Source organism: Pseudomonas sp. ICMP 10191 (assembly GCF_001467335.1).
GTDB classification, from domain to species: domain Bacteria; phylum Pseudomonadota; class Gammaproteobacteria; order Pseudomonadales; family Pseudomonadaceae; genus Aquipseudomonas; species Aquipseudomonas cerasi.
This window is the reverse complement of record NZ_LKGW01000157.1, coordinates 128,451-152,979: the sequence shown is the minus strand read 5'-3', so window position 1 is coordinate 152,979 and position 24,529 is coordinate 128,451. Positions and strand designations below refer to the sequence as shown.

19 protein-coding genes are annotated in these 24,529 nt (G+C 59.4%); 14 read left to right on the top strand and 5 right to left on the bottom strand.

Annotation, left to right across the window (positions count from 1 at the left end; all coding sequences use genetic code 11):
• Positions 1-55 precede the first annotated feature (55 nt).
• The 5 genes from AO388_RS23880 to AO388_RS23860 all read left to right on the top strand — a co-directional run bounded on the left by AO388_RS23880 (position 56) and on the right by AO388_RS23860 (position 6,269).
• Positions 56-1,381, top strand: a complete 1,326-nt coding sequence (locus tag AO388_RS23880; protein ID WP_044308790.1) for an MFS transporter — start codon at positions 56-58, stop codon at positions 1,379-1,381.
• Positions 1,382-1,445: 64 nt separating this feature from the next.
• A complete protein-coding gene (gene gudD / locus AO388_RS23875; protein ID WP_003435928.1) occupies positions 1,446-2,798 on the top strand; it encodes a glucarate dehydratase in 1,353 nt (450 codons plus the stop codon).
• Between the two features lie 152 nt (positions 2,799-2,950).
• Entirely contained in the window at positions 2,951-3,604 is a 654-nt protein-coding gene (locus tag AO388_RS23870) for a DUF1345 domain-containing protein (protein ID WP_003396441.1), read from the top strand.
• A 42-nt stretch (positions 3,605-3,646) separates the two neighbouring features.
• The gene (locus AO388_RS23865; RefSeq protein ID WP_003371904.1) at positions 3,647-4,603 is read left to right on the top strand and encodes a D-2-hydroxyacid dehydrogenase family protein; all 957 of its coding nucleotides are present in this window, start codon (positions 3,647-3,649) and stop codon (positions 4,601-4,603) included.
• A 418-nt stretch (positions 4,604-5,021) separates the two neighbouring features.
• The gene (locus AO388_RS23860) at positions 5,022-6,269 is read left to right on the top strand and encodes a cellulase family glycosylhydrolase (protein ID WP_058417296.1); all 1,248 of its coding nucleotides are present in this window, start codon (positions 5,022-5,024) and stop codon (positions 6,267-6,269) included.
• A gap of 110 nt (positions 6,270-6,379) precedes the next feature.
• On the opposite strand, the gene AO388_RS23855 is transcribed toward AO388_RS23860, so the two are convergent.
• The gene (locus AO388_RS23855; RefSeq protein ID WP_058417295.1) at positions 6,380-8,506 is read right to left on the bottom strand and encodes a TonB-dependent siderophore receptor; all 2,127 of its coding nucleotides are present in this window, start codon (positions 8,504-8,506) and stop codon (positions 6,380-6,382) included.
• Positions 8,507-8,697: 191 nt separating this feature from the next.
• Here AO388_RS23855 and pncA point away from each other — a divergent pair, with 191 nt between their 5' ends.
• The 8 genes from pncA (at position 8,698) to AO388_RS23815 (ending at position 19,338) form a co-directional block, all read left to right on the top strand.
• Positions 8,698-9,342: a bifunctional nicotinamidase/pyrazinamidase gene (gene pncA / locus AO388_RS23850; RefSeq protein ID WP_058417294.1), complete on the top strand. Its 645-nt coding sequence runs from the start codon at positions 8,698-8,700 to the stop codon at positions 9,340-9,342.
• A gap of 141 nt (positions 9,343-9,483) precedes the next feature.
• Positions 9,484-10,419 carry a formate/nitrite transporter family protein gene (locus AO388_RS23845; RefSeq protein ID WP_058417293.1) on the top strand — a complete coding sequence of 312 codons (936 nt, stop codon included), beginning with the start codon at positions 9,484-9,486 and terminating at the stop codon, positions 10,417-10,419.
• Between the two features lie 86 nt (positions 10,420-10,505).
• Positions 10,506-11,189 (top strand): response regulator transcription factor, encoded by a 684-nt coding sequence (locus AO388_RS23840; protein WP_003371891.1) that lies wholly within the window; start codon positions 10,506-10,508, stop codon positions 11,187-11,189.
• Positions 11,167-12,564, top strand: a complete 1,398-nt coding sequence (locus AO388_RS23835; protein WP_003435937.1) for a sensor histidine kinase — start codon at positions 11,167-11,169, stop codon at positions 12,562-12,564. The genes AO388_RS23840 and AO388_RS23835 overlap by 23 nt, the downstream gene beginning before the upstream one ends.
• A gap of 435 nt (positions 12,565-12,999) precedes the next feature.
• The gene (locus AO388_RS23830) at positions 13,000-13,926 is read left to right on the top strand and encodes an alpha/beta fold hydrolase (RefSeq protein WP_052810440.1); all 927 of its coding nucleotides are present in this window, start codon (positions 13,000-13,002) and stop codon (positions 13,924-13,926) included.
• 65 nt (positions 13,927-13,991) lie between these two features.
• Positions 13,992-15,215 carry an efflux RND transporter periplasmic adaptor subunit gene (locus AO388_RS23825; protein WP_058417292.1) on the top strand — a complete coding sequence of 408 codons (1,224 nt, stop codon included), beginning with the start codon at positions 13,992-13,994 and terminating at the stop codon, positions 15,213-15,215.
• Positions 15,212-16,303 carry an efflux RND transporter periplasmic adaptor subunit gene (locus AO388_RS23820; protein ID WP_003371884.1) on the top strand — a complete coding sequence of 364 codons (1,092 nt, stop codon included), beginning with the start codon at positions 15,212-15,214 and terminating at the stop codon, positions 16,301-16,303. Before AO388_RS23825 ends, AO388_RS23820 begins: the two co-directional genes overlap by 4 nt.
• Positions 16,300-19,338 (top strand): efflux RND transporter permease subunit, encoded by a 3,039-nt coding sequence (locus tag AO388_RS23815; protein ID WP_058417291.1) that lies wholly within the window; start codon positions 16,300-16,302, stop codon positions 19,336-19,338. The genes AO388_RS23820 and AO388_RS23815 overlap by 4 nt, the downstream gene beginning before the upstream one ends.
• A 4-nt stretch (positions 19,339-19,342) precedes the next feature.
• Here the strand turns inward: AO388_RS23815 and AO388_RS23810 are convergent, their stop codons facing one another.
• From AO388_RS23810 to AO388_RS23800, 3 genes are read right to left on the bottom strand one after another with little or no spacing between them, the layout of a single operon-like run.
• Positions 19,343-20,188, bottom strand: coding sequence for an amidohydrolase family protein (locus AO388_RS23810; protein WP_058417290.1), 846 nt, complete (start codon positions 20,186-20,188; stop codon positions 19,343-19,345).
• A 55-nt stretch (positions 20,189-20,243) separates the two neighbouring features.
• Positions 20,244-21,530 (bottom strand): MFS transporter, encoded by a 1,287-nt coding sequence (locus AO388_RS23805; protein WP_058417289.1) that lies wholly within the window; start codon positions 21,528-21,530, stop codon positions 20,244-20,246.
• A 49-nt stretch (positions 21,531-21,579) separates the two neighbouring features.
• Complete coding sequence (locus AO388_RS23800) at positions 21,580-22,311, bottom strand: GntR family transcriptional regulator (protein WP_003435951.1); 732 nt, start codon at positions 22,309-22,311, stop codon at positions 21,580-21,582.
• A 262-nt stretch (positions 22,312-22,573) separates the two neighbouring features.
• Between AO388_RS23800 and AO388_RS23795 the strand changes: the two genes are divergently transcribed.
• The gene (locus tag AO388_RS23795; protein WP_054081076.1) at positions 22,574-23,773 is read left to right on the top strand and encodes an MFS transporter; all 1,200 of its coding nucleotides are present in this window, start codon (positions 22,574-22,576) and stop codon (positions 23,771-23,773) included.
• Positions 23,774-23,779: 6 nt separating this feature from the next.
• Here the strand turns inward: AO388_RS23795 and AO388_RS23790 are convergent, their stop codons facing one another.
• Entirely contained in the window at positions 23,780-24,499 is a 720-nt protein-coding gene (locus AO388_RS23790; protein ID WP_054081077.1) for an alpha/beta hydrolase, read from the bottom strand.
• Positions 24,500-24,529: the final 30 nt, after the last annotated feature.

The following is a 24,529-nucleotide window of genomic DNA, read 5'->3' as shown; positions in this document are numbered from 1 at the left end:
ACCCGCATAAAAACAACGAGTGGGAGATTCAACTGTGAGCACATCCAATTCCAGGATGGCCGACGGCACAGGTTCGGCTCTTAATTCAGCCGTATCGAAGGTCAAACGTCACGTCCTGCCGCTTTTCGTCATCATGTTCATCGTCAACTACATCGACCGGGTCAACATCGGCTTCGTGCGTTCGCACATGGAGCATGACCTGGGCATCGGCGCAGCAGCCTACGGCCTGGGTGCCGGACTGTTCTTCATCGGCTACGCCCTCTTCGAAGTCCCTTCCAACATCCTGCTGCAGAAAGTCGGGGCGCGTATCTGGCTGACGCGAATCATGCTCACCTGGGGCATCGTCGCCGCCTGCATGGCCTTCATCCAGAACGAAACCCACTTCTACATCCTGCGCTTTCTGCTCGGTGTGGCCGAGGCCGGCTTCTTTCCAGGCGTGATCTACTACTTCACCCGCTGGCTGCCTGGCGTCGAGCGTGGCAAGGCGATTGCCATCTTCCTCAGCGGCTCGGCCATTGCCTCGCTGATCTCGGGCCCGTTGTCCGGCCTGCTGCTGCAAATCACCGGTTTCGGCCTTAAAGGCTGGCAGTGGATGTATTTCATCGAAGGCATGTTCTCGGTCGGTCTGTGCTTCTTCGTCTGGTTCTGGCTGGACTCCAAACCGCACGATGCCAAGTGGCTGACCCGCGAAGAACAGGATGCGCTGGTCAACGCCATCGATGCCGAACAAGCTGCCCGCGAAGCCGCGACGCCGGTCAAGGCCTCCATCGGCAAGCTGCTCAAGGACGGTCAGATCATTCTGTTCTGCCTGATCTACTTCTTCATCCAGCTGACGATTTACGCAGCGACGTTCTGGCTGCCGAGCATCATCCGCAAAATGGGCAGCCTGACTGACTTCGAAGTCGGCATGTTCAACTCCATTCCGTGGCTGCTGTCGATCATCGGCATGTACGTGTTCGCCACGCTGTCCGCCAAATGGAAACGCCAGCAGGCCTGGGTAGCCATTGCCCTGCTGATTGCCGCTGCCGGGATGTTCATGTCGACTACCGGCAGCCCGATCTTCGCTTTCGTTGCCATCTGCTTTGCAGCGCTGGGTTTCAAGTCGGCTTCTTCGCTGTTCTGGCCGATCCCACAGGCCTATCTGGACGCACGGATCGCCGCAGCGGTCATCGCGCTGATCAATTCGGTGGGCAACCTCGGCGGCTTCGTAGCACCGACCACCTTCGGCCTGCTGGAAGAACACACCGGCTCGATCCAGGGTGGGCTGTATGGCCTGACAGCCACGTCGATCATTGCCGCGATCATTGTTTTCGCCGCGCGCAACACCCCCAAGCCTGGCGCGACACCGGTCGCCGCCATTCAGACGCCGGCGACCCACTGACACACATGCGCAGCCACTTTTTCATCGGTCATATTTTCAAGGCCTTACGTTTAAAGGACCCGTCATGAATATTCAGCAATCCAATATCACCAGCAAGACCCCCGTCATTACCGAGATGCAGGTCGTGCCCGTGGCGGGCCATGACGACATGCTGCTCAATCTGAGTGGCGCACATGGCCCCTACTTCACTCGCAATGTGGTCATTCTCAAGGACAATGCCGGGCATGTCGGCGTGGGCGAAGTACCTGGCGGCGAGCTGATTCGCCAGACGCTGGAGGACGCGCGATCGCTGGTCGTCGGCAGCAGCATCGGCACCTACCAGAAGATCCTCAACGAGGCACGCAAGGCGTTTGCCGATCGGGACGCCGGTGGCCGCGGCTTGCAGACATTCGACCTGCGCATTGCCATTCATGCGGTCACCGCACTGGAAGCGGCGCTCCTCGACCTGCTCGGCCAGCATCTGGAAGTACCGGTTGCCGCATTGCTGGGCGAAGGTCAGCAACGCGATCAGGTCGAAATGCTCGGTTACCTGTTTTATGTCGGCGACCAGCGCAAAACCGATCTGGCCTACCGCAGCGAACCCGAGGCCGATAATGACTGGTTCCGTATCCGCCATGAAGAAGCACTGACACCGGAGGCCGTAGTACGCCTGGCCGAGGCCGCGCATCAGCGTTACGGCTTTCAGGACTTCAAGCTCAAGGGCGGCGTGCTGAGCGGTGACCGGGAAATCGAAGCGGTGACCGCACTCGCCGAACGCTTCCCCGAGGCGCGCATTACGCTGGACCCGAACGGTGCCTGGTCGCTCAAGGAAGCGATCCGCCTGTGCCGCGATCAGCATCATGTGCTGGCCTACGCCGAAGACCCGTGTGGCGCGGAAAACGGTTATTCCGGGCGTGAAGTGATGGCCGAGTTCCGCCGTGCTACCGGCCTCAAGACAGCTACCAACATGATCGCTACCGACTGGCGGGAAATGGGCCACGCCATTCAGTTGCAGTCAGTGGATATCCCACTGGCCGACCCGCACTTCTGGACCATGCAGGGCTCGGTACGCGTGGCGCAGATGTGCAACGAGTGGGGCCTGACCTGGGGCTCGCACTCCAACAACCATTTCGATATTTCCCTGGCGATGTTCACCCACGTCGCCGCTGCAGCACCGGGCACTATCACCGCAATCGATACGCACTGGATCTGGCAGGACGGCCAGCGTCTGACCAAGGCGCCACTGCAAATCGTCGGTGGCAAGGTCGAGGTCCCGAAGAAACCGGGGCTCGGTGTCGAGCTGGACATGGACCAGTTGGCCAAGGCTCACGAACTCTATAAAGGCATGGGCCTGGGCGCGCGTAACGACGCCGTGGCCATGCAGTTTCTGATCCCGGACTGGAAATTCAATAACAAGCAGCCTTGCCTGGTGCGTTGAATCGGTCTGACACTCGCAGTTGACTCGCCGCCTGTTCACTCTCTGGCTGGCACACGGCGCGCAACCCCCTTGCGCGCCGTTTTTTTTAATCGAATTTGGCTTGCCGAAGCGGCATGCTACTGTCTGGTAATGTCCAGTAACGATTAGACCGCATGCGCCATCTCGCCCGCACCCGCCCTCGCCTCACCCTTGCCGCTCTGGTCGGCCTGACCGCAGGCATCGCCTGGTCCTGGCTCATACCTCACTCGACACTGACCCAGAGCCTGCTGACTGGCTGGGACACGGGGGTATGGCTTTATCTGATCATGATTTTCATCCGCACGCTGCGCAGCGACGCTGACGATGTTCGGCGAGTTGCGATGAGGGAAGACGAAAACGCGGGCGTCATTCTGGTTACAGTCTGCGTCGCGGCGCTGGCCAGCCTGGCCGCAATAATTTTTGAAATCGCCAACAGCAAAGGCCTTTCCAACGACGCCAAGATGCTTCACCACGCCTTCACCGGCCTGACGGTCATCGGCTCCTGGCTGATGATCGGCGTGATCTTCAGCCTGCATTACGCACGCATGTTCTACACCTGGAAAGGCAAAGAACCCGCACTGGCATTTGTGGGCGGTGAAAAGAACCCCGATTACTGGGACTTCCTGTACTTTTCGTTCACCCTCAGCGTCGCGGTGCAAACCTCCGACGTTGGCGTAGCGACGCGCGAAATGCGCAAGGTCGTGCTCGGCCAGTCGTTGATCTGTTTTGTGTTCAACACCGCGATTCTGGGTTTTTCGATCAACATCGCCGCCAGCCTGTTCAACTAGCGTTTGCCTTGAAAAACAATCCCATCAAGAGGCCTTCAGACAATGACCCTATTGAAAATAGCGGTACTCGATGACTGGCAAAACGTCGCCAGCGATGTCGTGGACTGGTCCGTACTCGACTCAGTGGGCACAGTCAGCTTTCTGCATGACTACCCTGCCGATACATCGACCATGGCGCAGCGCCTGCAAGGCTTCGACATCATTTGCGTGATGCGCGAGCGAACCCTGTTCGATGCGACGTTGCTCAGCCAACTGCCGACGCTGAAACTGCTGGTCACCGGCGGAATGCGCAATGCGGCGATCGATACCGCTGCGGCGAAGCGTCAGGGCATTGTCGTGTGCGGAACCGAAAGCTATAAGCATGCGGCACCGGAGCTGACCTGGGCGCTGATCATGGGCATCACCCGCAACCTGGTAGCCGAGGCCAACTCGTTGCGTGCCGGCAATTGGCAGGTCGGACTGGGCAGCGACCTGCATGGCAAAACCCTGGGCATTCTCGGCCTGGGCAGTATCGGTAAGTGGATCGCCCGCTACGGACAGGCATTCGGCATGAAGGTCATTGCCTGGAGCCAGAACCTGACGCCAGAGGCGGCTGCCGAGTCAGGCGTCACCCATGTCAGCAAACAGCAACTGTTCGAGCAGGCCGATGTGCTGTCGGTGCACCTGGTGCTCAGCGATCGCAGCCGCGGTCTGGTCGACGCAGAGGCGCTGAGCTGGATGAAGCCCGAGGCTTATCTGATCAACTCGTCACGCGGCCCGATCATCGATCAGGCCGCGCTGATCGACACACTGCAACAGCGCAGAATCGCCGGTGCAGCGCTGGACGTCTTCGACATCGAACCACTGCCGGCCGACCACCCGTTCCGCACGCTGGACAACGTGCTGGCAACTCCGCACATCGGTTATGTCACCGAAAATAACTACCGGACCTTCTACGGGCAGATGATCGAAGACATTCAGGCGTGGCATGCGGGATCGCCGATTCGGGTGTTTGGCTGACGAGTCCTGCAACATCAGGCTGTAACCTATGGATGCCAGGCTGCGTCTGGCGTCGGATTTCAGCCTCTGTAAAGAGTGGTCACGGGGCCCGCCGCAGGCCCCCGCTTGCATATCAGTAACGATTAGCGCTTCGGACAAAAAAGGTCAGCACAGGATTAATCCTCCGGTTTTTGCCAACATTGAAAATTATATCTAGGCGAACCTGCTCTTCCGATGGACAATGCCCGGAATATAATTGCACCCTGAGCCCGAGTATCAATAAACAACAGAAAAATAGAAACAGTCGCTCAATCGCTCCATCAAGTTTCCGACGTATTTATATGAATACTGTCATTCCATCCGTTATCGCTTGCCTTGAGATTTATTCTCCTGTTTCACCAGGCGCAATCACTTTTCGCACCGATCACTGAGACACCCGATGAATATCCGCTCAGCCAGGCTATATGACAGTCTCATGGCCGCTAACGAGAAACCTGTCATGGCCGACAGGACCGTACAGCCGGCGAGCGCTGGCGCGACTGACACAACTTCGGATGCGCAGGCGAAACTCGCTACTTACACGCCCTCCGACAGGCACTCCGCTGAAGCAGCGGAAACCTCTCCGGTCTATACCAGAGCACTGTTCAAGCGAAATGCTCAAGCACTGGCGAGCGAAGCATCCCCGTCGGATACGGCGTTACTTACCAGTCAAAAAACGCGTGTCAGTCAGGATGATACCAAGGCCGTGCTCAATGACGTCGCCACTGTCAAAGACAATACGGCCCCTGCCGAGCCAGATAACAAAGTCAAAGACAAAGACAAGATTTCCGCTTCAGAGCCGGTCAAAACTGCCGAGCCCGTCTTGCGCGGGGGAGCCAACGTCAATCCTGATGATATCGCCACACCTGCCGCAGCCACGAAGATGATTCAGGACCTGAAAGCGATTGGAGGCGGAACCTTGCGCTTTCAGATGACGCACGACCAGATTCAGGATAGCAGGCAGTTGGACAAGCTCAGGGCGTTGCTCAATGAAGGGGGCAAACAGGGTGTAAAGGTTCAGTTCACGTTCCGCGACAATGCAAACCAGGGTAGCGGAAACGTGCTGACGGGAGACAAATTGAAGCAGGCCTCGGCCGACATCAGTACCATTGTCAAAAGGTTTGGCAGTCGCACAGGCTTTGTGCTGGATACCTTCCATCAGGGCGGTAAAAGCGCAAGTCAGGAATGGGCTGACATGCAGACCACGTTAATTAAATCGGCGCGCGATGCCGGTTATAAAGGAAGTATTGTTGTCGAGGACAGCAATTGGGGGGGTGGCCTGACCGCAGGTCCGCAAAGCGGCCTGGTCAAGTTTGCGGTTCAATTAAAGGCTGCCAATGGCGACGACAACCCTGCACTGATTGGCAGTTTTCATGTGTATGCCAGGGAAAGCGAAGCCTCTTCGCGACTCGCCAACCAGATCAAGGCAATGAAAGAGGCTGGCTACAAATTCCAGATTGGCGAAGTGGGTAATGCCAACCTGACAGCAGCCAATACCTTCCAGCAAAAGGACGCCGCCACTAATGCCCTGCGGGATAATATGAGCGCTCTCAAAGCAGCCGGAGCGGACATTTTACCCGGCAAGGAACAGTTCCAGGGGGGCAAACTTCGCCACCGTGCCGGCTTTTCAACGGCCGATCAGTACTGATGATGCACGGCTGCGTGTGCACAAGGGCCGATGCCCATGACACACGCTGCTGAACCTGCCCCTGAAAGGATCAGGCTTGCGCTATCAGAACCCGATATCGGCACATGGCATCACAACGTATAGGCAATCCCCACCTGCACCGTCCGTGGTGCCCCCGGATAGGCATAGACGTTGCCGAACGAGCCTTCCTCATAGTCGGTGTTAAACAGATTCTTCAGGTCCAGATTGAGTTTCACGTGCGGGTTGACCTTGTAATAGGCCAGCAGGTCAAACACCGTATAGCTGTCCATCGAGAAAGAAGTGTTGGCTGTACGCCCGGCGCGCTGGTCGACATAGCGACCGCCGCCGCCCAGGCCCAGGCCACGCAGGGCGCCTTCCTGAAACTCGTAGACGTTGAGCAGGCTGAAGGTTTGCTCGGGAATGTTCATCAGCCGTGTACCGGAGCGTAGCGTGTTGTCCTTGGTGACTTCGGCGTCCACGTAGGCGTAACTGCCCATTACCCGCCACTCCGGCGTCAGGTTGCCGACCACGTTAAGGTCCAGGCCGCGACTGCGCACCTCGCCCGCCGCCACACTGAACGTTGAATCGACCGGGTCGGTGGTCAGCACGTTACGCTTTTCGATCTGGTAGACGGCCGTGTTGACACTCAACTGCCCGTCCAGCCCCTCCCACTTGGTTCCGATCTCATAGGATTTGCCCTCCTCCGGCTTGAACCCCCCACCCAGTCGGCTGGCACCGCTGTTGGGCTTGAACGAACGAGCAGTCGTGGCGTAGACGGCAAGGTCGTCGGTCAGGTCGTAGCTCAGGCCGAGGCGCGGTGTGACCGCGTTATCGCTGGCAGTCCAACTGCTGGTGCCGGGCAGAAAAGAATCGTAATCATGTTCGAAACGCTCCAGACGCACACCGCCCAGCAGCTTCAGGCGCTCGGTCAAGGCCACCTGGTCCTGCACGAAGGCAGCCCAAGTCTTGAGGTTTTCCTTGTCGTGGGTTGTCGTTCGGGTCAGTGCCGGACGAGCCTGGCCGTAGACCGGATTGAAGATGTCGATCGGGTAGGCACTGACTGCACCGCTGGAGCGTTGAATGATCGACTTGTAGTCATAATCTTCGTACTCGACACCGGTCAGCAGCGTGTGCTCGAAACCGCCCGCAGAAAAATGCCCGGTCAGGTTCAGTTGCACATCGCGATCGGTCCATTCCAGCTTGCGATAGTTGAAGTTGCGCCCGAGGGTGCGGCCGTCCGCCGCCAGCCCGTTGGCCTCGATGGCATCGCCTTGCAGGGAGCCGTCAAGGATCTGCACACCGCCGCCCAGCGTCCAGTCCGGGTTGAGGTCATGCTCGAAGCGCAGCTGTGCCATGTTGTTGTCGTTATGCAGCTTGCCCACACTCTTCTCGCCGAAGAACGTGTCGCGGGAAGCCGTGCCCGTCTGGTTGGCATAGCGAGTCAGGCCACGATCCAGCGGCGCGTTATTGCGCATGAAGTCGCCTTCGAAGGTGATCCGCGTAACGTCGTTGAGCTGCCAGCTCAATACCGGCGCCACGCCATAGCGTTCGGTCTCGACGTGGTCACGGAATGTATCGCCGCCCTCGCCCACGACATTCAGGCGGTAGGCAAAACGCCCTTCGTCATCCACGGGTCCCGAGGCATCCAGCGTTCCGCGCTTCATGCCCTGATCATTGAGCTGACTGCCCAGCGTGACGGAGGGCTCGGCCAACGGCTGCTTGGAAACCACATTGAAGGTGCCGCCCGGATCGCCACGGCCATAGAGCGTGGTGGCCGGACCGCGCAGCACCTCAAGGCGCTCGATGGTGTTGGCGTCCGGCATGTTCGGATAACCACGATTGATCGGGAAGCCGTTGCGATAGAACTCGCCGGTGGTGAAGCCGCGCACCGTAAAGGTGGTCAGCCCCTGGCCGCCGAAGTTGTTGGCTCGCCCGACGCCACCCGCGTAGTCGAGAGCATCCTGCAAACGTGTGGAACCGATATCCTCGACCGCTTCACGGGTCACGACGCTGACCGATTGCGGGGTTTCGTGCAGCGAGGTATCGGTACGCGTTGCACTGGCAGACCGTGTGGCCCGATAACCATCGACCGGTCCTTGTGCCGTTTCGGCACTGGCGGCGCCCTGGATATCGATATTCTGCAACTCCATGGCAGGCTGGGCGCCAGCCACCTGATCGGCCCAGGCCGCTTGAGAGATCGCCTGGATAACGCAAAGTGAAACGAGAGTACGACGCATCGACGTGCAGCCCTTGGCAAGAAACCAGGCCTCTTGGGACCCGGCAGGATTTTTTGCGAATAGTACAGATTCGTATTAACGCCTGATACAAATTCCCAAAAAATACTCTTGCACAGGCCAGACATGACGCTTAGCCAATGTGGCGATAAACAGGCAAACTGCGCTCATTGCTCCTTACCAGAGAACCCACGATGCCCCTTTCCCACAAGCCTGCCGATCCTCGTTGCGCCTTGCTGGTGATCGACATGCAATACGACTTCATGCCCGGCGGGCAACTGGCTGTGGCTGACGGCGATGCGCTGCTGCCGCTGATCAATCGCCTGGGTGCGCGCTTTTCCCAAGTGGTCATCACGCAGGACTGGCACCCTGCCGGGCACATTTCCTTTGCTTCCAGCCATGCGCAGCGCCTGCCGTTCGAGAGCATTACCCTGCCCTACGGTCCTCAGACGCTGTGGCCGGATCATTGCGTACAAGGCAGCCACGGTGCTCAGTTGCATGCCGACCTCGATCTGCCTCACGCGCAACTGGTCCTGCGTAAGGGCTGCAATGAGCACATCGACAGTTACTCGGCATTTCTGGAGGCAGACCGCACGACCCGTACAGGGCTGGCCGGGTACCTGACAGAGCGCGGTATCGATACGCTGTTCGTGGTCGGTCTGGCGCTGGACTTCTGTGTCGCCTGGTCGGCGCAGGATGCACGCGGTGCCGGTTTCAATACTTTTGTGGTCGAAGATGCCTGTCGCGCCATCGACATGAACGGCTCGCTGGAGCAGGCCTGGAAGACCATGCTCGGCATGGGTATCGAACGCGTGCAGAGCGCCGATCTGCTGGGCTAGACCGACACATTCTGCCGACTGGCTCAAACATTTCTCGATACGCCCCGCCGCTGGCGAACGACAGCGCGCGGCGCCTGTCTGAACCATCGGCCCGACATTGCCCCGGTCGGGCCATTTCATCACTGGCGCTGAGGACGTTGTATGGATCACGAAGTAGATGGCAAGACCCCCGGCCTTTCCGCCGAGGAAGAGCGCGAGATCGATGAGAATCAGCCGCCCCGCGCGGCAGTGTTGCACGAAACCATTCGCATGCAGGGCGACCACGAACTGGAGCGCAGCGTAGCCGCGCTGTGGTGGTCGGCACTGGCTGCGGGGCTGACCATGGGCCTGTCGCTGATGGCGATGGGTTTGTTGAACTCGCGCCTCGAAGGCATCCCCGGTAGTCATGTGATCAGCAGCCTCGGCTATTCGGCAGGGTTTCTGGCGGTAATCCTGGCGCGCCAGCAACTGTTCACGGAAAACACCATCACGGCTGTACTGCCGGTCATGAGCAAGCTGAACCTGGCCAACATCTGGCGGCTGCTGCGCCTGTGGGGTGTGGTTCTGACCGGCAATCTGGTCGGCACGCTGACGGTGGCCTACGTCATGCTCAACCTGCCGATTTTCGATACCAGCACCGACAAGGCGTTTCTGGAAATTGGCCACAAGGTCATGGAAAACGACCTGGGCCAGATGTTTTCCAAGGGCATTGTGTCGGGCTGGATGATTGCGACCATGGTCTGGATGATCGCGTCGATGGAAAACGCCAAGATAGCGATCATTGTGCTTATCACTTACCTGATGGCGCTCGGCGACTTTACGCACATCGTGGTGGGTTCGGCCGAAGTATCCTATCTTGTATTCGCGGGTGAGCTGGGCTGGAAGGATTTCTGGTTTGCGTTCGCAGGCCCCACGCTGGCGGGCAACATTATCGGTGGCAGTTTTATTTTCGCGTTGATCAGCCATGCGCAGATCCGCAGTGAAAAAGACACCACCGAGAAAATGGAGCGCGATCGCAAAAACAAGGAAGAAAAACATCGCCTGGAGAAAGCGCAGAAGCTCAAGGAAGAGGATTCCACGGCAAAGCGAGAAATATGATCCCTATCATTAAACTTTCTTTCAGGAAACGCGGCGGATTTTAAAGGCAGAATGACTCTTTGAACGCACCTATTCAGGCAGGGACCATGACCCGAATTCTGGCAATCGAAGACGATGCCATCACTGCAAAGGAAATCGTGACCGAACTCAGCAGCCACGGGCTGGAAGTGGACTGGGTCGACAATGGCCGTGATGGTCTGGCGCGTGCAGTGAGTGGCGATTATGACCTTATTACCCTGGACCGCATGTTGCCGGAGATGGATGGTCTGACCATCGTCACCCACTTGCGTGCCCAGGGCATTTCCACGCCGATCCTGATGATCAGCGCACTCTCCGACGTGGACGAACGCGTCCGCGGCCTGCGTGCCGGAGGGGACGACTATCTGCCAAAACCCTTTGCGTCGGATGAGATGGCCGCACGCGTCGAGGTGTTGTTGCGACGCAGCAACCCGGTCAGTGCCGCCAAGACGGTCTTGCAGGTTGCCGACCTGGAACTGAACCTGATCACCCGGGAAGCATGTCGCGGCGGCGAACCGCTGACGCTGCTGCCCACCGAATTCAAGCTACTTGAGTTCCTGATGCGCAACAGCGGACAGATCATCACGCGAATGATGATTTTTCAGGAAGTCTGGGGCTACCACTTCGATCCGGGCACCAACCTGATCGACGTACACATCGGCCGTCTGCGCAAGAAGATCGACCAACCCGGTACCGCACAGCTCATTCAGACCGTGCGAGGATCCGGCTATGTCATTGCCGAACCCGTCTGACGGCTGGCGATCATCCACAAGTCGATTACTGGCGCTGTACAGCTCGCTGTTCGTAGCCTGGAGTGTGATTCTGCTTGGCGTCCTGTATTGGGAGGTGACGTCCTATCTGGACACCCTCGCCCGCCAGTCGCTTACCCATCGCCAGCAACTGTTTTCACGCTTCGAAGGCCAGGGCCTGGTGGACGCTCTGGCCACCAGCATGACCTTCGATACCCGCTCGGTGGATGCCTACGGTCTGTTCGACGAGAACTTCCGCCCGGTTGCCGGGCCTATCACCAGCGTCCCGAAAAACCTGCCTATCGACGGCCAGATTCATGTACTGAACGATTGCATCGAATCGGATGATCCAGGCATGCCGCAAGGCAGTTGCGATGCGATCGTCAATCGCACGTCGGACGGCCGCTGGCTGGTGCTGGTTCGCGAGAACGGTTCGCTGTTTGCGGTGAGCACGCTGATCCTGCATGCCTTGCTGTGGGGCATCTCGTTGACCATCATTCCCGGTGTTGCCGGCTGGCATCTGTTGCGCCGTCGACCGTTGCGACGCATCCGTGCGATCCAGGCCAGCGCCGAATCGATCATCGCCGGCGACATGGCCGGCCGTCTGCCGGTCTCCAACAGGCGCGATGAACTGGACATGCTGGCGGTAATCGTCAACGCCATGCTCGACCGGATCGAAAAGCTCATGAACGAGGTCAAGGGCGTCTGCGACAACATCGCCCATGACCTGCGCACACCGCTGACCCGCTTGCGTGCGCAGCTTTACCGTATTCAACAGCAGTCGGCCCACGATTCGACCCACGCCACGCAGATTGCCCAGGTCATCAGCGAAGCTGACACACTGATGGCACGTTTCCGCGGGCTGCTGCGCATTTCCGAGCTGGAAGACCGTCAGCGGCGCTCGGCATTCGTTGAACTGGAACTGCGCCCGCTGCTGCAGGAGCTGCATGATTTTTACCTGCCGCTGGCTGAGGAAGACCAGATCACCCTGATACTCGACCTGCATGAAACGTTACCCACGCTGGTAGGCGACCGCGCCCTGCTGTTCGAAGCACTGACCAACCTGCTGGGCAACGCAATCAAGTTCACCCCCGGCGGCGGAATCGTCAAAGTCAGCGCCTACCCTGCCCCAGGCGGCACCACGCCGTGCATCGAAGTACAGGATTCCGGGCCTGGCATCCCCGTCGCCGAGCGCGCCGCTGTCTTCCAGCGCTTCTATCGCAGCGAAACCGGCACCGAGCAAAGCGGTTTTGGCCTCGGTCTCTCGGTAGTGGCCGCCATCGTCAATCTGCATGGTTTTACCCTGCAGATAGGCACCAGCGAATACGGCGGCGCAAGCTTGCTGCTGGAATGCCGCACAGTGAATACGCTGGCCTGAGATTCAGGCACTTCCCAAACCCTTGATTGCACGATCGTGCCTGCTTTTTGACGAGATTAAAGCGTCTGGCTCGAGGGTTTCAGCGATTTCGATATTAATCTGGCGCATTATGCCAAGCACAAAAATGTAACTGAATGTTACAAATCCGTATCAAGCTTGACCGTTTCAGCACCAGCAAGTTCACCCCAATAAATACGCTTTTCAGGTTCGATATGGCGTTTTTCCCCGATTAAATCCGTCTATTGGTCAAAAGATGATGGCCAAACGCCAAGGTGCAATGTGAACAGCTAGACATTTTTATGACGTCAGTGACTTGTCGCAATGCTGGCACTGCGTTATCTATGTCAGGGCAAGCACAGTTCCTGCGGTAACGTTTTCGCTGCACCCCTAATAATAACTCACCGGATTTCGCCACTTACCAGGCGAGGCTTTGGCATGGCTGCCGAAGCAGAGAACACTGTACTAATTGCTGGATCAAATTTTAGCTGGGAGGCTGTTATGGGCGCACAATCGAAGATTCTAACCATCGGTAAGTACAAGGTGTACGCCGAGACTTACTGGAAAGGCAGCGACGCCAAGACCATTCTGCTGGTCAACGGCGCACTGTCGACTACTGGCTCTTTCGGGCAGACGGTCAAATACTTGCAACCGCACTACAATCTGGTGCTGTTCGACCTGCCATTTTCGGGGCAATCCCGAGCGCACAACCCGGACGACATGATTGTCAGCAAGGAAGATGAAGTAAACATTCTCCTGCAACTGATTGATCTCTATCAGGTAAACCACCTGCTGTCAGTCTCCTGGGGCGGTGTATCGGCCCTGCTGGCCCTCTCCGAATGCCCTCCTTCCGTGGAAAAGGCCATCATCAGTTCGTTCTCGCCGGTGCTCAACGAGGCCATGCTCGACTATATCGACAACGCCCAGATCTACCTCGCCGCACGCGAAAAGCGCAAGATCGGCTCACTGCTCAACGACACCGTGGGCAAGTACCTGCCGCGCCTGTTCAAACTTTATAACTACAAGCACCTGATCAGCCTTGCCGAGCACGAATATCGCCAGATCGACTTTCACATCAGCCAGATTCGCCAACTAAGCGCCAGTAACTACGTCGAGCGTTTTTCCTCGATCAACATTCCGGTGCTGTTCATCAACGGTGAAAAAGATGAATACACCACCGTTGACGATGCGCGGATGTTTTCCAACTACATCGCCAAAAGCAGTTTCAATGTCGTTCCGGACACCGGGCACTTTCTGGACCTGGAAAGCAAGGCGGCGTGGCACCACTCGCAAAGAACCGCACTTACATTTCTGGGCACTGAAGCTACCCAGGAGGTTTGGCCCAGCGTCACCGCGATGGCCTGAAGCTCGCTCGCCTGAGCCCGGGAAGCCCTTGCGCTTTTCCGGCCTGACGCTGTGACTCATGGATGATGTTGGCTTCTTTGATCGGGCAGTGCTATTCGTTGATGACTTTTCCCTTTGCAACGCTCCTGCGTTCGTGCTGCCGTGTTTCCGGAAATATCCGGCCGTTGCACTTTCTGTACACTCAGCGCGGCGTGGTGCTGGGGTTCATCTCGCTACTCTCGCTCAGCGCTTGCTCTGCAGGAAAACCCGCAGAAAAGGCGCTGGTGCGAGTCGTCGCGCAACCGGTTGCCCTACTGAACGTCGCCAGCAGTGTGACGCTGACGGGCGATATCCAGGCCCGCAAGGTGACTGAGCAATCGTTTCGCGTCTCCGGCAAGCTGATCAAGCGATATGCGGATGTCGGGGATCGAGTGCGGGTCGGACAGGTTCTTGCCAGGCTCGACGCGCGCGAGCAAAAGACCGAGCTGGCGTCAGCCAGTGCCGAAGTGGCCGTGCGACAGTCGCGACTGTACCTCGCCGAACAAAACTACCAGCGTCAACAAGTGCTGCTGCCCAAGGGCTATACCAACCTCAGTGAATACCAGAAGGCCCGCTCTGGCCTCGACAGTGCGCGGGCGGATCTCGCCGCACTGCAGGCGCAGCAGGCGAACGCGCGTGAACAGGTCGGGTACACCGAGCTGTTCGCCGCAGCCGATGGCGTCGTGACGGCGCGCTACGCCGAAGAAGGTCAGGTGGTTCAGGCCGCCACTGCGATTTTCAGCGTCGCTCACGATGGCGAGCGCGAAGCGGTATTTTCCGCGTACGAGTCCCTGCTGCGCGCCGATCAGACCGGTGCTGCAGTGATTGTCAGCCCCCTCGGCCAGCCAGAGATTCAGCTGACCGGCATCATCAGGGAAATCACCCCCATCGTCTCCGCCGCGAACGGCACGTTGCGGGTGCGCGTTGCACTGCAGGGAGCTGCTGCACCGCTTGCGCTGGGCTCCGTGGTCAGCGCTCGCTTGCAGACGCAGTCGCAAATAGTGTTCGCCCTGCCTTGGTCCGTCTTGAGCCGCACACAAGGACAACCGGCAGTCTGGCGGGTGGACGCTGAGGCCAGGGTCAGGCTGACGCCTGTGAAAGTGCTGCGTTACGAGCAGGGTCAGGTCATCGTTTCAGAGGGCTTGTCCGAAGGTGATCGAATAGTTTCCCGAGGACTGCAGTTTCTCTACCCGGGGCAACGGGTCGAGGTCGCAGAGCGAGCACCGGCCGAAAACCCCGTCTCGTTGGCCTCGTCGGGAGCTGCGCAATGAGCACCTCGTGCGCAGAACCACGAACGAGATCCCGCTGCTGGCTGATCTGCATTCTGATTGTGGCACTGCCGGGCTGCCGCGAAAAACCGCTTCGCGAGGTTGTCGAACGCCCGGTACTGTTCACCGAAATAGTCGACCAGCGCAGCGCCTCTTATGGCCGCTTTGCTGGCGTCATCCAGCCGCAGTATGAAGTGGCGTTGGGGTTTCGCGTCGCTGGCCGACTGGCAACCCGGCACGCGGAGATCGGCGATCAAGTGCGCAAGGGCGATCTGCTCGCCACACTGGAACCCGGGGACCAGCAACACCGTTTACACGCCCGCCAGGCGGAACTCGGCAAGGCCCAGTCCGCCTGGCAACAGGCGCGCGACGAGTTGACGCGCTACCAGCAGCTCTATGAGCGCGGTATCGGCTCGCGGGCGCGAATGGATCAGTTGGACAACGACCTGAGCACTCAGGAAGCGTTGTGCAATCAGGCCCGCGTGGCGGTGCAGCAAGCCCGTGATGATGTGTCCTACACCCGCTTGTCAGCCGAGTTCGATGGCCTGATTACTGGATGGCAAGCGGAGGTCGGCCAGGTCATGGCGACCGGTCAGGCAGTCGTCAGCCTTGCGCGCCCCGACAGCCGTGAAGCGGTCGTCGACTTGCCACTCGGTTCGCTGGATGAACGCCACCGCATCAGAGTGGTTTCGCAACTGAACGATCAGCTTTCAGTGGCCGCGAACGTCCGCCAGCTTGCACCGCAAATCAATGCCGAGACCCGCACTCAGCGCGTCCGCCTGGCCTTGCAGAACCCTCCGGACAGCTTTCGCCTGGGCTCGACCGTCACGATAGAGATCAGTGGCGACGCGCCGGCGTTTCATGAGCTGCCCGGCAGCGCAGTGCTGCAGCGTAACGGCTCCTCTCAGGTGTGGGTGATCGACCCAACGACATCGACACTGATCCCGCGAGCGGTGCAGGTATTGGCGAGATCGGGCTCGACGGTAAGGGTCAGCGGCGAGCTGCACGAGGGCGAAAAGGTAGTGACTGCCGGCGTCAACGGCATGCAGTCCGGACAAAAGATCCGCCTGCAGCGAGAGGTCAGTTTGTGAAGGAGCGCTTCAATCTGTCGGCCTGGGGGCTCAGGCATCGCACGCTGGTCTGGTACATGATGTTCGTTTCATTGCTGATGGGCAGCTGGTCATTCCTGAATCTGGGGCGCGAGGAAGACCCTTCATTCGCCATCAAGACTATGGTCATACAGGCGCGCTGGCCGGGCGCGACGCTGCCCGATACCCTGCAGCAGGTGACTGATCGGCTGGAAAAGAAGCTCGAAGAAATCGACGCGCTGGATTACGTGAAAAGCTACACGCTGGCTGGCGAATCGACGCTTTTCGTCTTCCTCAAGAGTGAAACCCGAAGCGCCGACATCCCTGCGGCGTGGTATCAGGTGCGCAAGAAGATCAGCGACGTGCGCAGTGAGCTGCCCAGCGGCATTCAGGGCCCTGCGTTCAACGACGAATTTGGCGACGTGTTCGGCAGCATCTACGCGTTCACCGCCGATGGCCTGTCTTTCCGCCAACTGCGTGATTACGTCGAGCAAGTGCGCGCCGACATCCGCAGCGTACCCAACCTGGGCAAGATCGAGTTGCTCGGCGCCCAGCGCGAAGTCATTTATCTGAATTTTTCGATCCGCAAGCTCGCGGCGCTGGGCATCGATCAACGCCAGGTGCTGCAAAGCCTGCAAGCGCAAAACTCGGTTACGCCTGCTGGCGTGATGGAGGCCGGTCCGGAACGCATTGCCGTGCGGGCCAGCGGGCAGTTCAGCAATGAACAGGACCTCGAGGCCGTCAATCTGCGCTTCGGCGACCGGTTCTTTCGCCTCAGCGATCTGGCGACTATCGAGCGCCGTTATGCCGATCCGCCCTCCTCACTGTTCCGCTTCAATGGCCAACCAGCCATTGGCCTTGCGGTGGCCATGAAGCAAGGTGGCAACATCCAGGCATTCGGCACCCAGTTGCAGCAGCGCATCGACGATCTGACCACTGAATTGCCGCTGGGCATCGACGTACACCTGGTCTCCAGCCAGGCCGATGTGGTCGAAAAAGCCATCGGCGGCTTCACCCATGCACTCTTTGAAGCGATCCTGATTGTGCTGGTCGTCAGCTTTATCAGCCTCGGCATTCGTGCCGGTCTGGTAGTGGCCTGTTCGATCCCGCTGGTGCTGGCGCTGGTCTTCGTGTTCATGGAGTACAGCGGCATCACCATGCAACGTATCTCGCTGGGCGCATTGATCATCGCTCTGGGGCTGTTGGTGGATGACGCGATGATCACCGTCGAGATGATGGTCACCCGCCTTGAAAGCGGCGATTCATTACCGCAGGCCGCTACCTTCGCTTACACCTCGACCGCGTTCCCGATGCTGACCGGCACATTGGTCACGGTCGCCGGTTTCGTGCCCATCGGCCTTAACTCCAGTTCGGCAGGCGAATACGTGTTCACCATGTTTGCCGTCATTGCCGTGGCGTTGCTGCTGTCCTGGCTGGTGGCGGTACTGTTCGCGCCCCTGATTGGCGTGCACATCCTCAAAGCCTCGGCGCAACATGCCGCGCCGGGGCGCTGGATGCGTGGTTTCAGCCGCCTGCTGGTCAAGGCACTCGAGCACCGCGGGTGGGTGATCGGCATCACGTTGCTGATGTTCATCGGGTCGCTGTTTGCAGGCAGGTTGCTGCAGAACCAGTTCTTCCCGGACTCCGACCGACCGGAAATCCTCGTGGATATCTACATGCCGCAAAACGGCTCCATCGAAGGTACCCGCCAGACCATGGACCGCTTTGAAGCAGCGCTCAAAGGGGATGCCGATGTGCTGCGCTGGAGCTCTTACGTGGGCAAGGGCGCGGTGCGTTTTTACCTGCCGCTGGATCAACAATTGAGCAATCCGTTCTACGGGCAACTGGTGATCGTCAGCCAGGGTGGCGAAGCGCGTGACCGGCTGATCGAGCGCTTGCGTCAGCGCTTTCGTGACGATTACGTCGGCGTGGGTGGCTACGTTCAGCCACTGAACATGGGGCCGCCGGTGGGCTGGCCGGTGCAATACCGGGTCAGCGGACCGGACATCGAACAGGTGCGCAGCCAGGCCATGGCGCTGGCGGCGATTCTCGATGCCAACCCGCATATCGGTCAGGTCATCTATGACTGGAACGAGCCGGGCAAGGTGCTGAAGATCGACATCGCGCAGGACAAGGTACGCCAGTTCGGCCTGTCCTCGGAGGACGTGGCGCAAATCCTCAACAGTCTGGTGAGCGGCACCACCATCACTCAGGTGCGTGACAGCACCTATCTGATCGACCTGGTCGGACGTGCAGACAGCGACGAACGCAGCTCGGTGCAGACCCTCGCCAACCTGCAGATCCCGACACCTGGCGGTGCGAGCGTGCCGCTGCTGGCGTTCGCCACGCTCAGTTACGAGCAGGAACAGCCGCTGGTCTGGCGCCGTGACAGGCTGCCGACCATCACCCTGAAGGCCAACGTGCTCGGCAAGCTGCAGCCGGCAGCGCTGGTCAGGCAATTGAAGCCCGACGTCGATGCCTTCAGCGCCGGCCTGCCGTTGCGTTACTCGGTCGCCACCGGCGGCGCAGTCGAGGCCAGCGCGCGCTCACAGGGTCCGATCCTGAAGGTCGTACCGTTGATGCTGCTGTTGGTGGTCAGCTTTTTGATGATCCAGTTGCACAGCGTGAAAAAACTGCTGCTGGTGGTCAGCGTGGTGCCGCTGGGCCTGATCGGCGTGGTCGCAGCCTTGTTGATGTCCGGCTATCCGCTGGGGTTCGTGGCAATTCTGGGCGTGCTGGCGCTGATCGGCATCATCATCCGCAACTCGGTGATTCTGGTCACGCAGATCGATGAATTCATCGCCGCAGGGGAAAGCGCCTGGACATCGGTGGTCAAGGCCACCGAACATCGCTGCCGACCGATTATGCTGACCGCAGCGGCCGCGAGCCTGGGCATGATCCCGATCGCCCGCGAAGTGTTCTGGGGGCCGATGGCCATCGCCATGATCGGCGGCATCGCCATCGCCACCCTGCTGACCCTGTTTTTCCTCCCGGCGCTATATATGGTCAGCTATCGGATCAGGCCACCTGTCGTTTAGCAGGTCAGATTTCGACAGGCAGGAAATCGAACAGTGCCTGCGGGGCCTCGACCAACATAATGCGCTTGAGCGGGTCAGGGCATTCGAGCGCGCGGAACTGCTCGACCACACCGGTGTAGCTGACCGCTTGCTCATGCTGGGTGTGCGGCCAGTCGCTGCCCCATACCAGCCGGCGCGGCCCAAAGCTTTGCAGCAGCAAAGGCCACGCAGCGCGAGCAAACGTCGCGTTCTGCTCGACACTGCCGCCCAGACGATAGATTGCCGAAATCTTCATCCACAGCTGCCCGCTCAGGCCCAATTCCAGCAAGGCCTGGAACGCCGGATCGTCAACGCCAAGACGCGCATCGGGCCGCCCGAAATGATCAATCACCAGCTTGCAGCCAAACGGCAGCAACTGCCGGATCAGCGCCGGCAGGTCAGCGACCTCGCGGTGCAGTTCGACATGCCAGCCGAGCGTCCAGATGTGCTTGAACAGCGTCTTCCATTCCGGCGCGGCGAAGTCTGGCAGCGGCTTGCCGATCAGGTTCAGGCGGATGCCGACAATGCCCAGCCCGGCCATACGCTGTAACGCACCGCGACTGATGTCCGTGTCAACCACCGCCACGCCGCGCAACCGGTCAGGAGCCTGCGCCAGGGCGTCGAGCAGAAACCGGTTGTCAGTGCCCAGAAAACTGGGCTGGACCAATACGCCGTGGCTCAGGCCGTGTTCGCTCAGGTTGGCCAGATAGGCGTGCACCGTTGCGTCATAATCCGGGCTGTAACGTCGTCCTGACGCCAGGCTCAAATCCTTGCTGAAGACATGCGCGTGGGCATCGATGCCCAGTATGGGCGTGGTACAGGAATCAGTCATGGGATCATCTACAAAAAGTCAACGCGGCGCCGCAACACCGCGAATGAAAGGATTTTCAAGCCTGCTGCGCTGCGTCCTTGTCCAGTGGCTCGGCAATCGGCGGCACGGCCTCAAGGTTGCGCCCACGGGTTTCCGGCAGACAGAAAGCGGCGATCATTGCCACGCCGTAAGCAATGCCCGCGTCGATTCCGATGGCACTGCCGAGCGACATCGACTGGCTCATATGCCCCACCAGAAACGGAAACACCGCCGACAGCACGCGCCCGAAGTTGTAGCAGAAGCCCACCCCGGCACCCCGCACCTCTGCCGGGTACAGCTCGTTGAAAAACGAACCGAGGCTGGCCGGAATGCCTGCGGCGAAGAAACCCAGCGGAAAGCCGAGAAACAGCATCTGCGTGTTGCTCAACGGCAGCATCAGGTAGCACTGCACGGTGACTACGCAGCACAAGGCGAACAGCATGATGTTCTTGCGTCGACCAATCCGGTCGATCAACAGACCGCTGCACACGCAACCGCACCAGAACGCAACGATAATGACCGCCAGATAGCCGCCGGAACTGAGCACAGAGAGGTTGCGCTCGGTTTTGAGAAAGGTCGGCAACCAGGTCATGACCGCGTGATAACCGCCATGCGCACCAAGCCCCAACAAACCGCCGAGCAAGGTAACGCGCAGCAGCTCGGGGCGAAAAATCCCGGCCATCGACTTGAAGAAATTGCCCTTCGGCGCTGCGCTTTTCTGCATGCGCTGGAAGCTGTCCGGTTCTTCGACGTTGCGTCGCACCCAGATGATCATCAGGGCCGGCAGCAGGCCGACGAAGAACATCACCCGCCAGGCAATATCCTCCGGTACAAACGAATAAATCAGGGTGAACAGCACCACCGCCAGGCCCCAGCCTACGGCCCACGCACTTTGCACGGTGGCCATGACCTTGCCGCGGTAGCGGGACTGGATGGTCTCGGCCATCAGCACCGCGCCTGCCGCCCACTCACCACCGATGCCAAAGCCCTGCAGTGCCTTGACGATCAGCAACTGGTTGAAACCGGTCACGAACGCAGACAAAAAGGTAAAGAACGAAAACCACAGGATCATCCACTGCAGAGTGCGCACCCGGCCATAGCGGTCGGACAGCGTCCCGCCCACCCAACCTCCCAACGCTGACGTCACCAGTGTTACCGCGCTGATCAGCCCTGCATCGCCCTTGGTCAGGGCAAACGCAGCAATCAGGGCCGGAATGGCCAGACCGAACATCTGCACTTCCAGCGCGTCCAGCGACCAGCCGCCAAAACAGGCCCAGAAAGTCTTGCGTTCTTTGGGGGTGACGTCGCGATACCAGTTGAACATGGCTTTTATCCTTAAAGACGTTGAACGGCTCGGGCAGACTGCAGCGCTGTCAGCGAATTTCCACGCTGTAGCGGAAATGACTGGCGTGCCCTCGCGAGCGGCGCCACTCCAGAGGCTCACCGGCGTAGTTGCGCGCCAGGCGTTCGATGACCACCACCGCACTGCCGACCGGAATCTGCAGCAACCGACCGTATACGTCGTTGACCGTCTCGGCCGTCAGGCTTTCTTGCGCACAGGCGACCACCTGACCGCAGACGTCTTCGTAGATCGGATAAAGCAATGGCCCCTGCGTATCGAGGTCAAGCTCCAGCAATGCCTGAAACCGCGCACGTGGCAGCCAGATCTCCTCGGCCAGCACCGGCTGGCCATCCAGCAACCGCAAGCGGACCATACGAATCACCGGCGCACCTGCGCCCATCCCCAGCGCCTGAGCGACCGACGAAGGCGCGTCCACAGGCTCGACGGACAAAATCCGGCTTTCCGGCACCCGGCGTTCACCCGCTTCGGTTTGAAAACGGAAAAAACGAAACAGCGAAGACTGAAACTGCGCACGACGAATGAACGTGCCACGCCCCTGCTGGCGCTCCAGAATGTTGTCGCTGACCAGCAGATCAATGGCCTTGCGTACCGTACCGGTGGACAGGCCATACTCTGCAGACAACGCCGCTTCGGTAGGAATCGCCTCACCCGGACGCCAGCGATTATTGGCAATCTGCTCCGCCAGGCTGTCGCGCAGGCGTTGGTAAAGTGGTAGACGTTCGTCGCTGGAAAGCTTGTTCATTATTTTATTCATCCAGTCATCTATATGAATTTTTGAAAAGAGTATTCATCCGTGGCAAGCGAAGGTCAATAGTCCGCGAGCGTGCGTGACTATACCGACACATCGCAGTGCTTCGCCGATCATCATTCCCGGAAATATCCTGTATCAACTCGCCGCACCTACTTAATCGCCGACAAAACCGTTAGCCTGCGCTGCATCGATCAAAAACCGTCTGACAGACACGTTTCCAGTGTCTGACAGTCCCTGCTCAAGCGAGATTTTCATGCCCCACTCGTCCCAATCCGCGCATAACGCTGTGACCATGACACCGGCCATGGTCATGCTGTTTGCCTTCTGCTGCGGCGCAATTGTCGCCAACATCTACTACGCCCAGCCGATCATCGAGCTGATTGCCCCGGACATCGGGCTGTCGAGCACGGCGGCCAGTCTGATCGTTTCGTTGACGCAGATCGGTTACGCACTGGGGCTGTTTTTTCTGGTGCCGCTGGGTGATTTGCTGGAGAACCGCAGGCTGATGCTGGTAACGACTGTCGTCGCGATTCTCAGCCTGCTGGGTGCCGCTTTCGCCGAGCAGCCGAATGTGTTTTTGCTGGTTTCGCTGCTGGTGGGCTTCAGTTCGGTGTCGGTGCAGATGCTCATTCCGCTGGCGGCGCATCTGGCTCCGGAGGAGTCGCGTGGGCGGGTCGTTGGCGGGATCATGGGCGGACTGCTGTTGGGGATTCTGTTGGCGCGGCCGATTGCCAGTCTGGTGGCTGACCATTTCGGCTGGCGGGCGGTGTTCGGCTCGGCGGCCGTGGTGATGATCGGCATCAGCGTGGTACTGGCGACCACCATGCCAAAACGTGTCCCGGATCATCGTGCGTCCTACGGACAATTGCTGTTCTCGCTATGGACTCTTCTTCGTACCCAGCCGGTGCTGCGCCAGCGTGCCTTTTATCAGGCCTGCATGTTCGCGACTTTCAGCCTGTTCTGGACCGCCGTGCCGCTGGAGCTGTCGCGCAATCACGGGCTGTCGCAAACCCAGATCGCGATCTTTGCCCTGATCGGCGCGATCGGTGCCATTGCGGCGCCCATCAGCGGCCGTCTGGCAGACGCCGGCTACACCCGCATCGCCTCACTGGGCGCACTGCTGTTCGGCGCACTCAGCTTTCTTCCAGGCCTGGTCCACCCTGCCTACAGCGTGATTGGCCTGGCCATAACCGGCGTAGTGCTGGATTTCTGCGTACAGACCAGCATGGTCCTGGGTCAGCGCACGGTCTACGCGCTGGATGCCGCCAGCCGCAGCCGGCTCAACGCGCTGTACATGACCAGTATTTTTATCGGTGGCGCCATTGGCTCGGCAGTCGCCAGCCCGCTGTTTGATCACGGTGGCTGGAGCTGGGTGCTGATCGCAGGCACGGCGCTGCCACTGATTGCGCTGCTGGCGTTTCTAAGGGACCGCTCGAAGCAAGCTAACGGCTAATGATCCTTAACGGTTTGACTGTTTCAACCAAGCCGCCAGATCCATCACTTCAGCCTCGTTGATGCTGTGCCCCATGCCGTCATAGGCATGCAACTGCGGCGTCAGGCCGAGCGATTTCAACGTCGCTTCGGCTTGCGGTGCGCTGGCATAGGCCACCTGGCGATCCTGCGTGCCGTGGCCGATGAATACGCTCAGAGCCTTGAGGTCGTCGGAGGCTTTGACCTCGGACTTCAAGACCGGCAGCAGCCGCCCGCTCAATGCTGCAAAACCGCCGACCAGTTTTGGCTGTCGCAGCGCGACTTCGTAACTCATCATGGCGCCCTGGCTGAAACCGATCAGGAAGACCTTGCCTGGCTGGGTATGAAACTTCTCAGTGGCTTTGCCGATGAACGCAGCCAACCGGGTACCGCTGCTTTTCAGGTCTTCAGTCACACCGTCGTAATCCGCGACGCCGGGCTTCTGGGTGAACCATTTGTAGCTGTCAGCGCGCAACTCCATCGGCGCCTGTACCGACACGTAGTTGTAGTCGGCCGGAAGCTCTTCCTTGAGCCCGAACAGGTCGGCCGCATTGCTGCCGTAACCGTGGATGAAAATCACCAGCGGCTGGTCGGGCTTGTCGACATTGGTCTGCGCTAGGTAATCCAGTGGCAGATCGGTGTGCAAGGTGTCCTGCGCCTGTGCCATTGCGGTAAAGGCGAACAGCAAGGCAGCGAAGAATTTCAGCATGTTCATGACCTCTGTTTGACGCTGCCAACG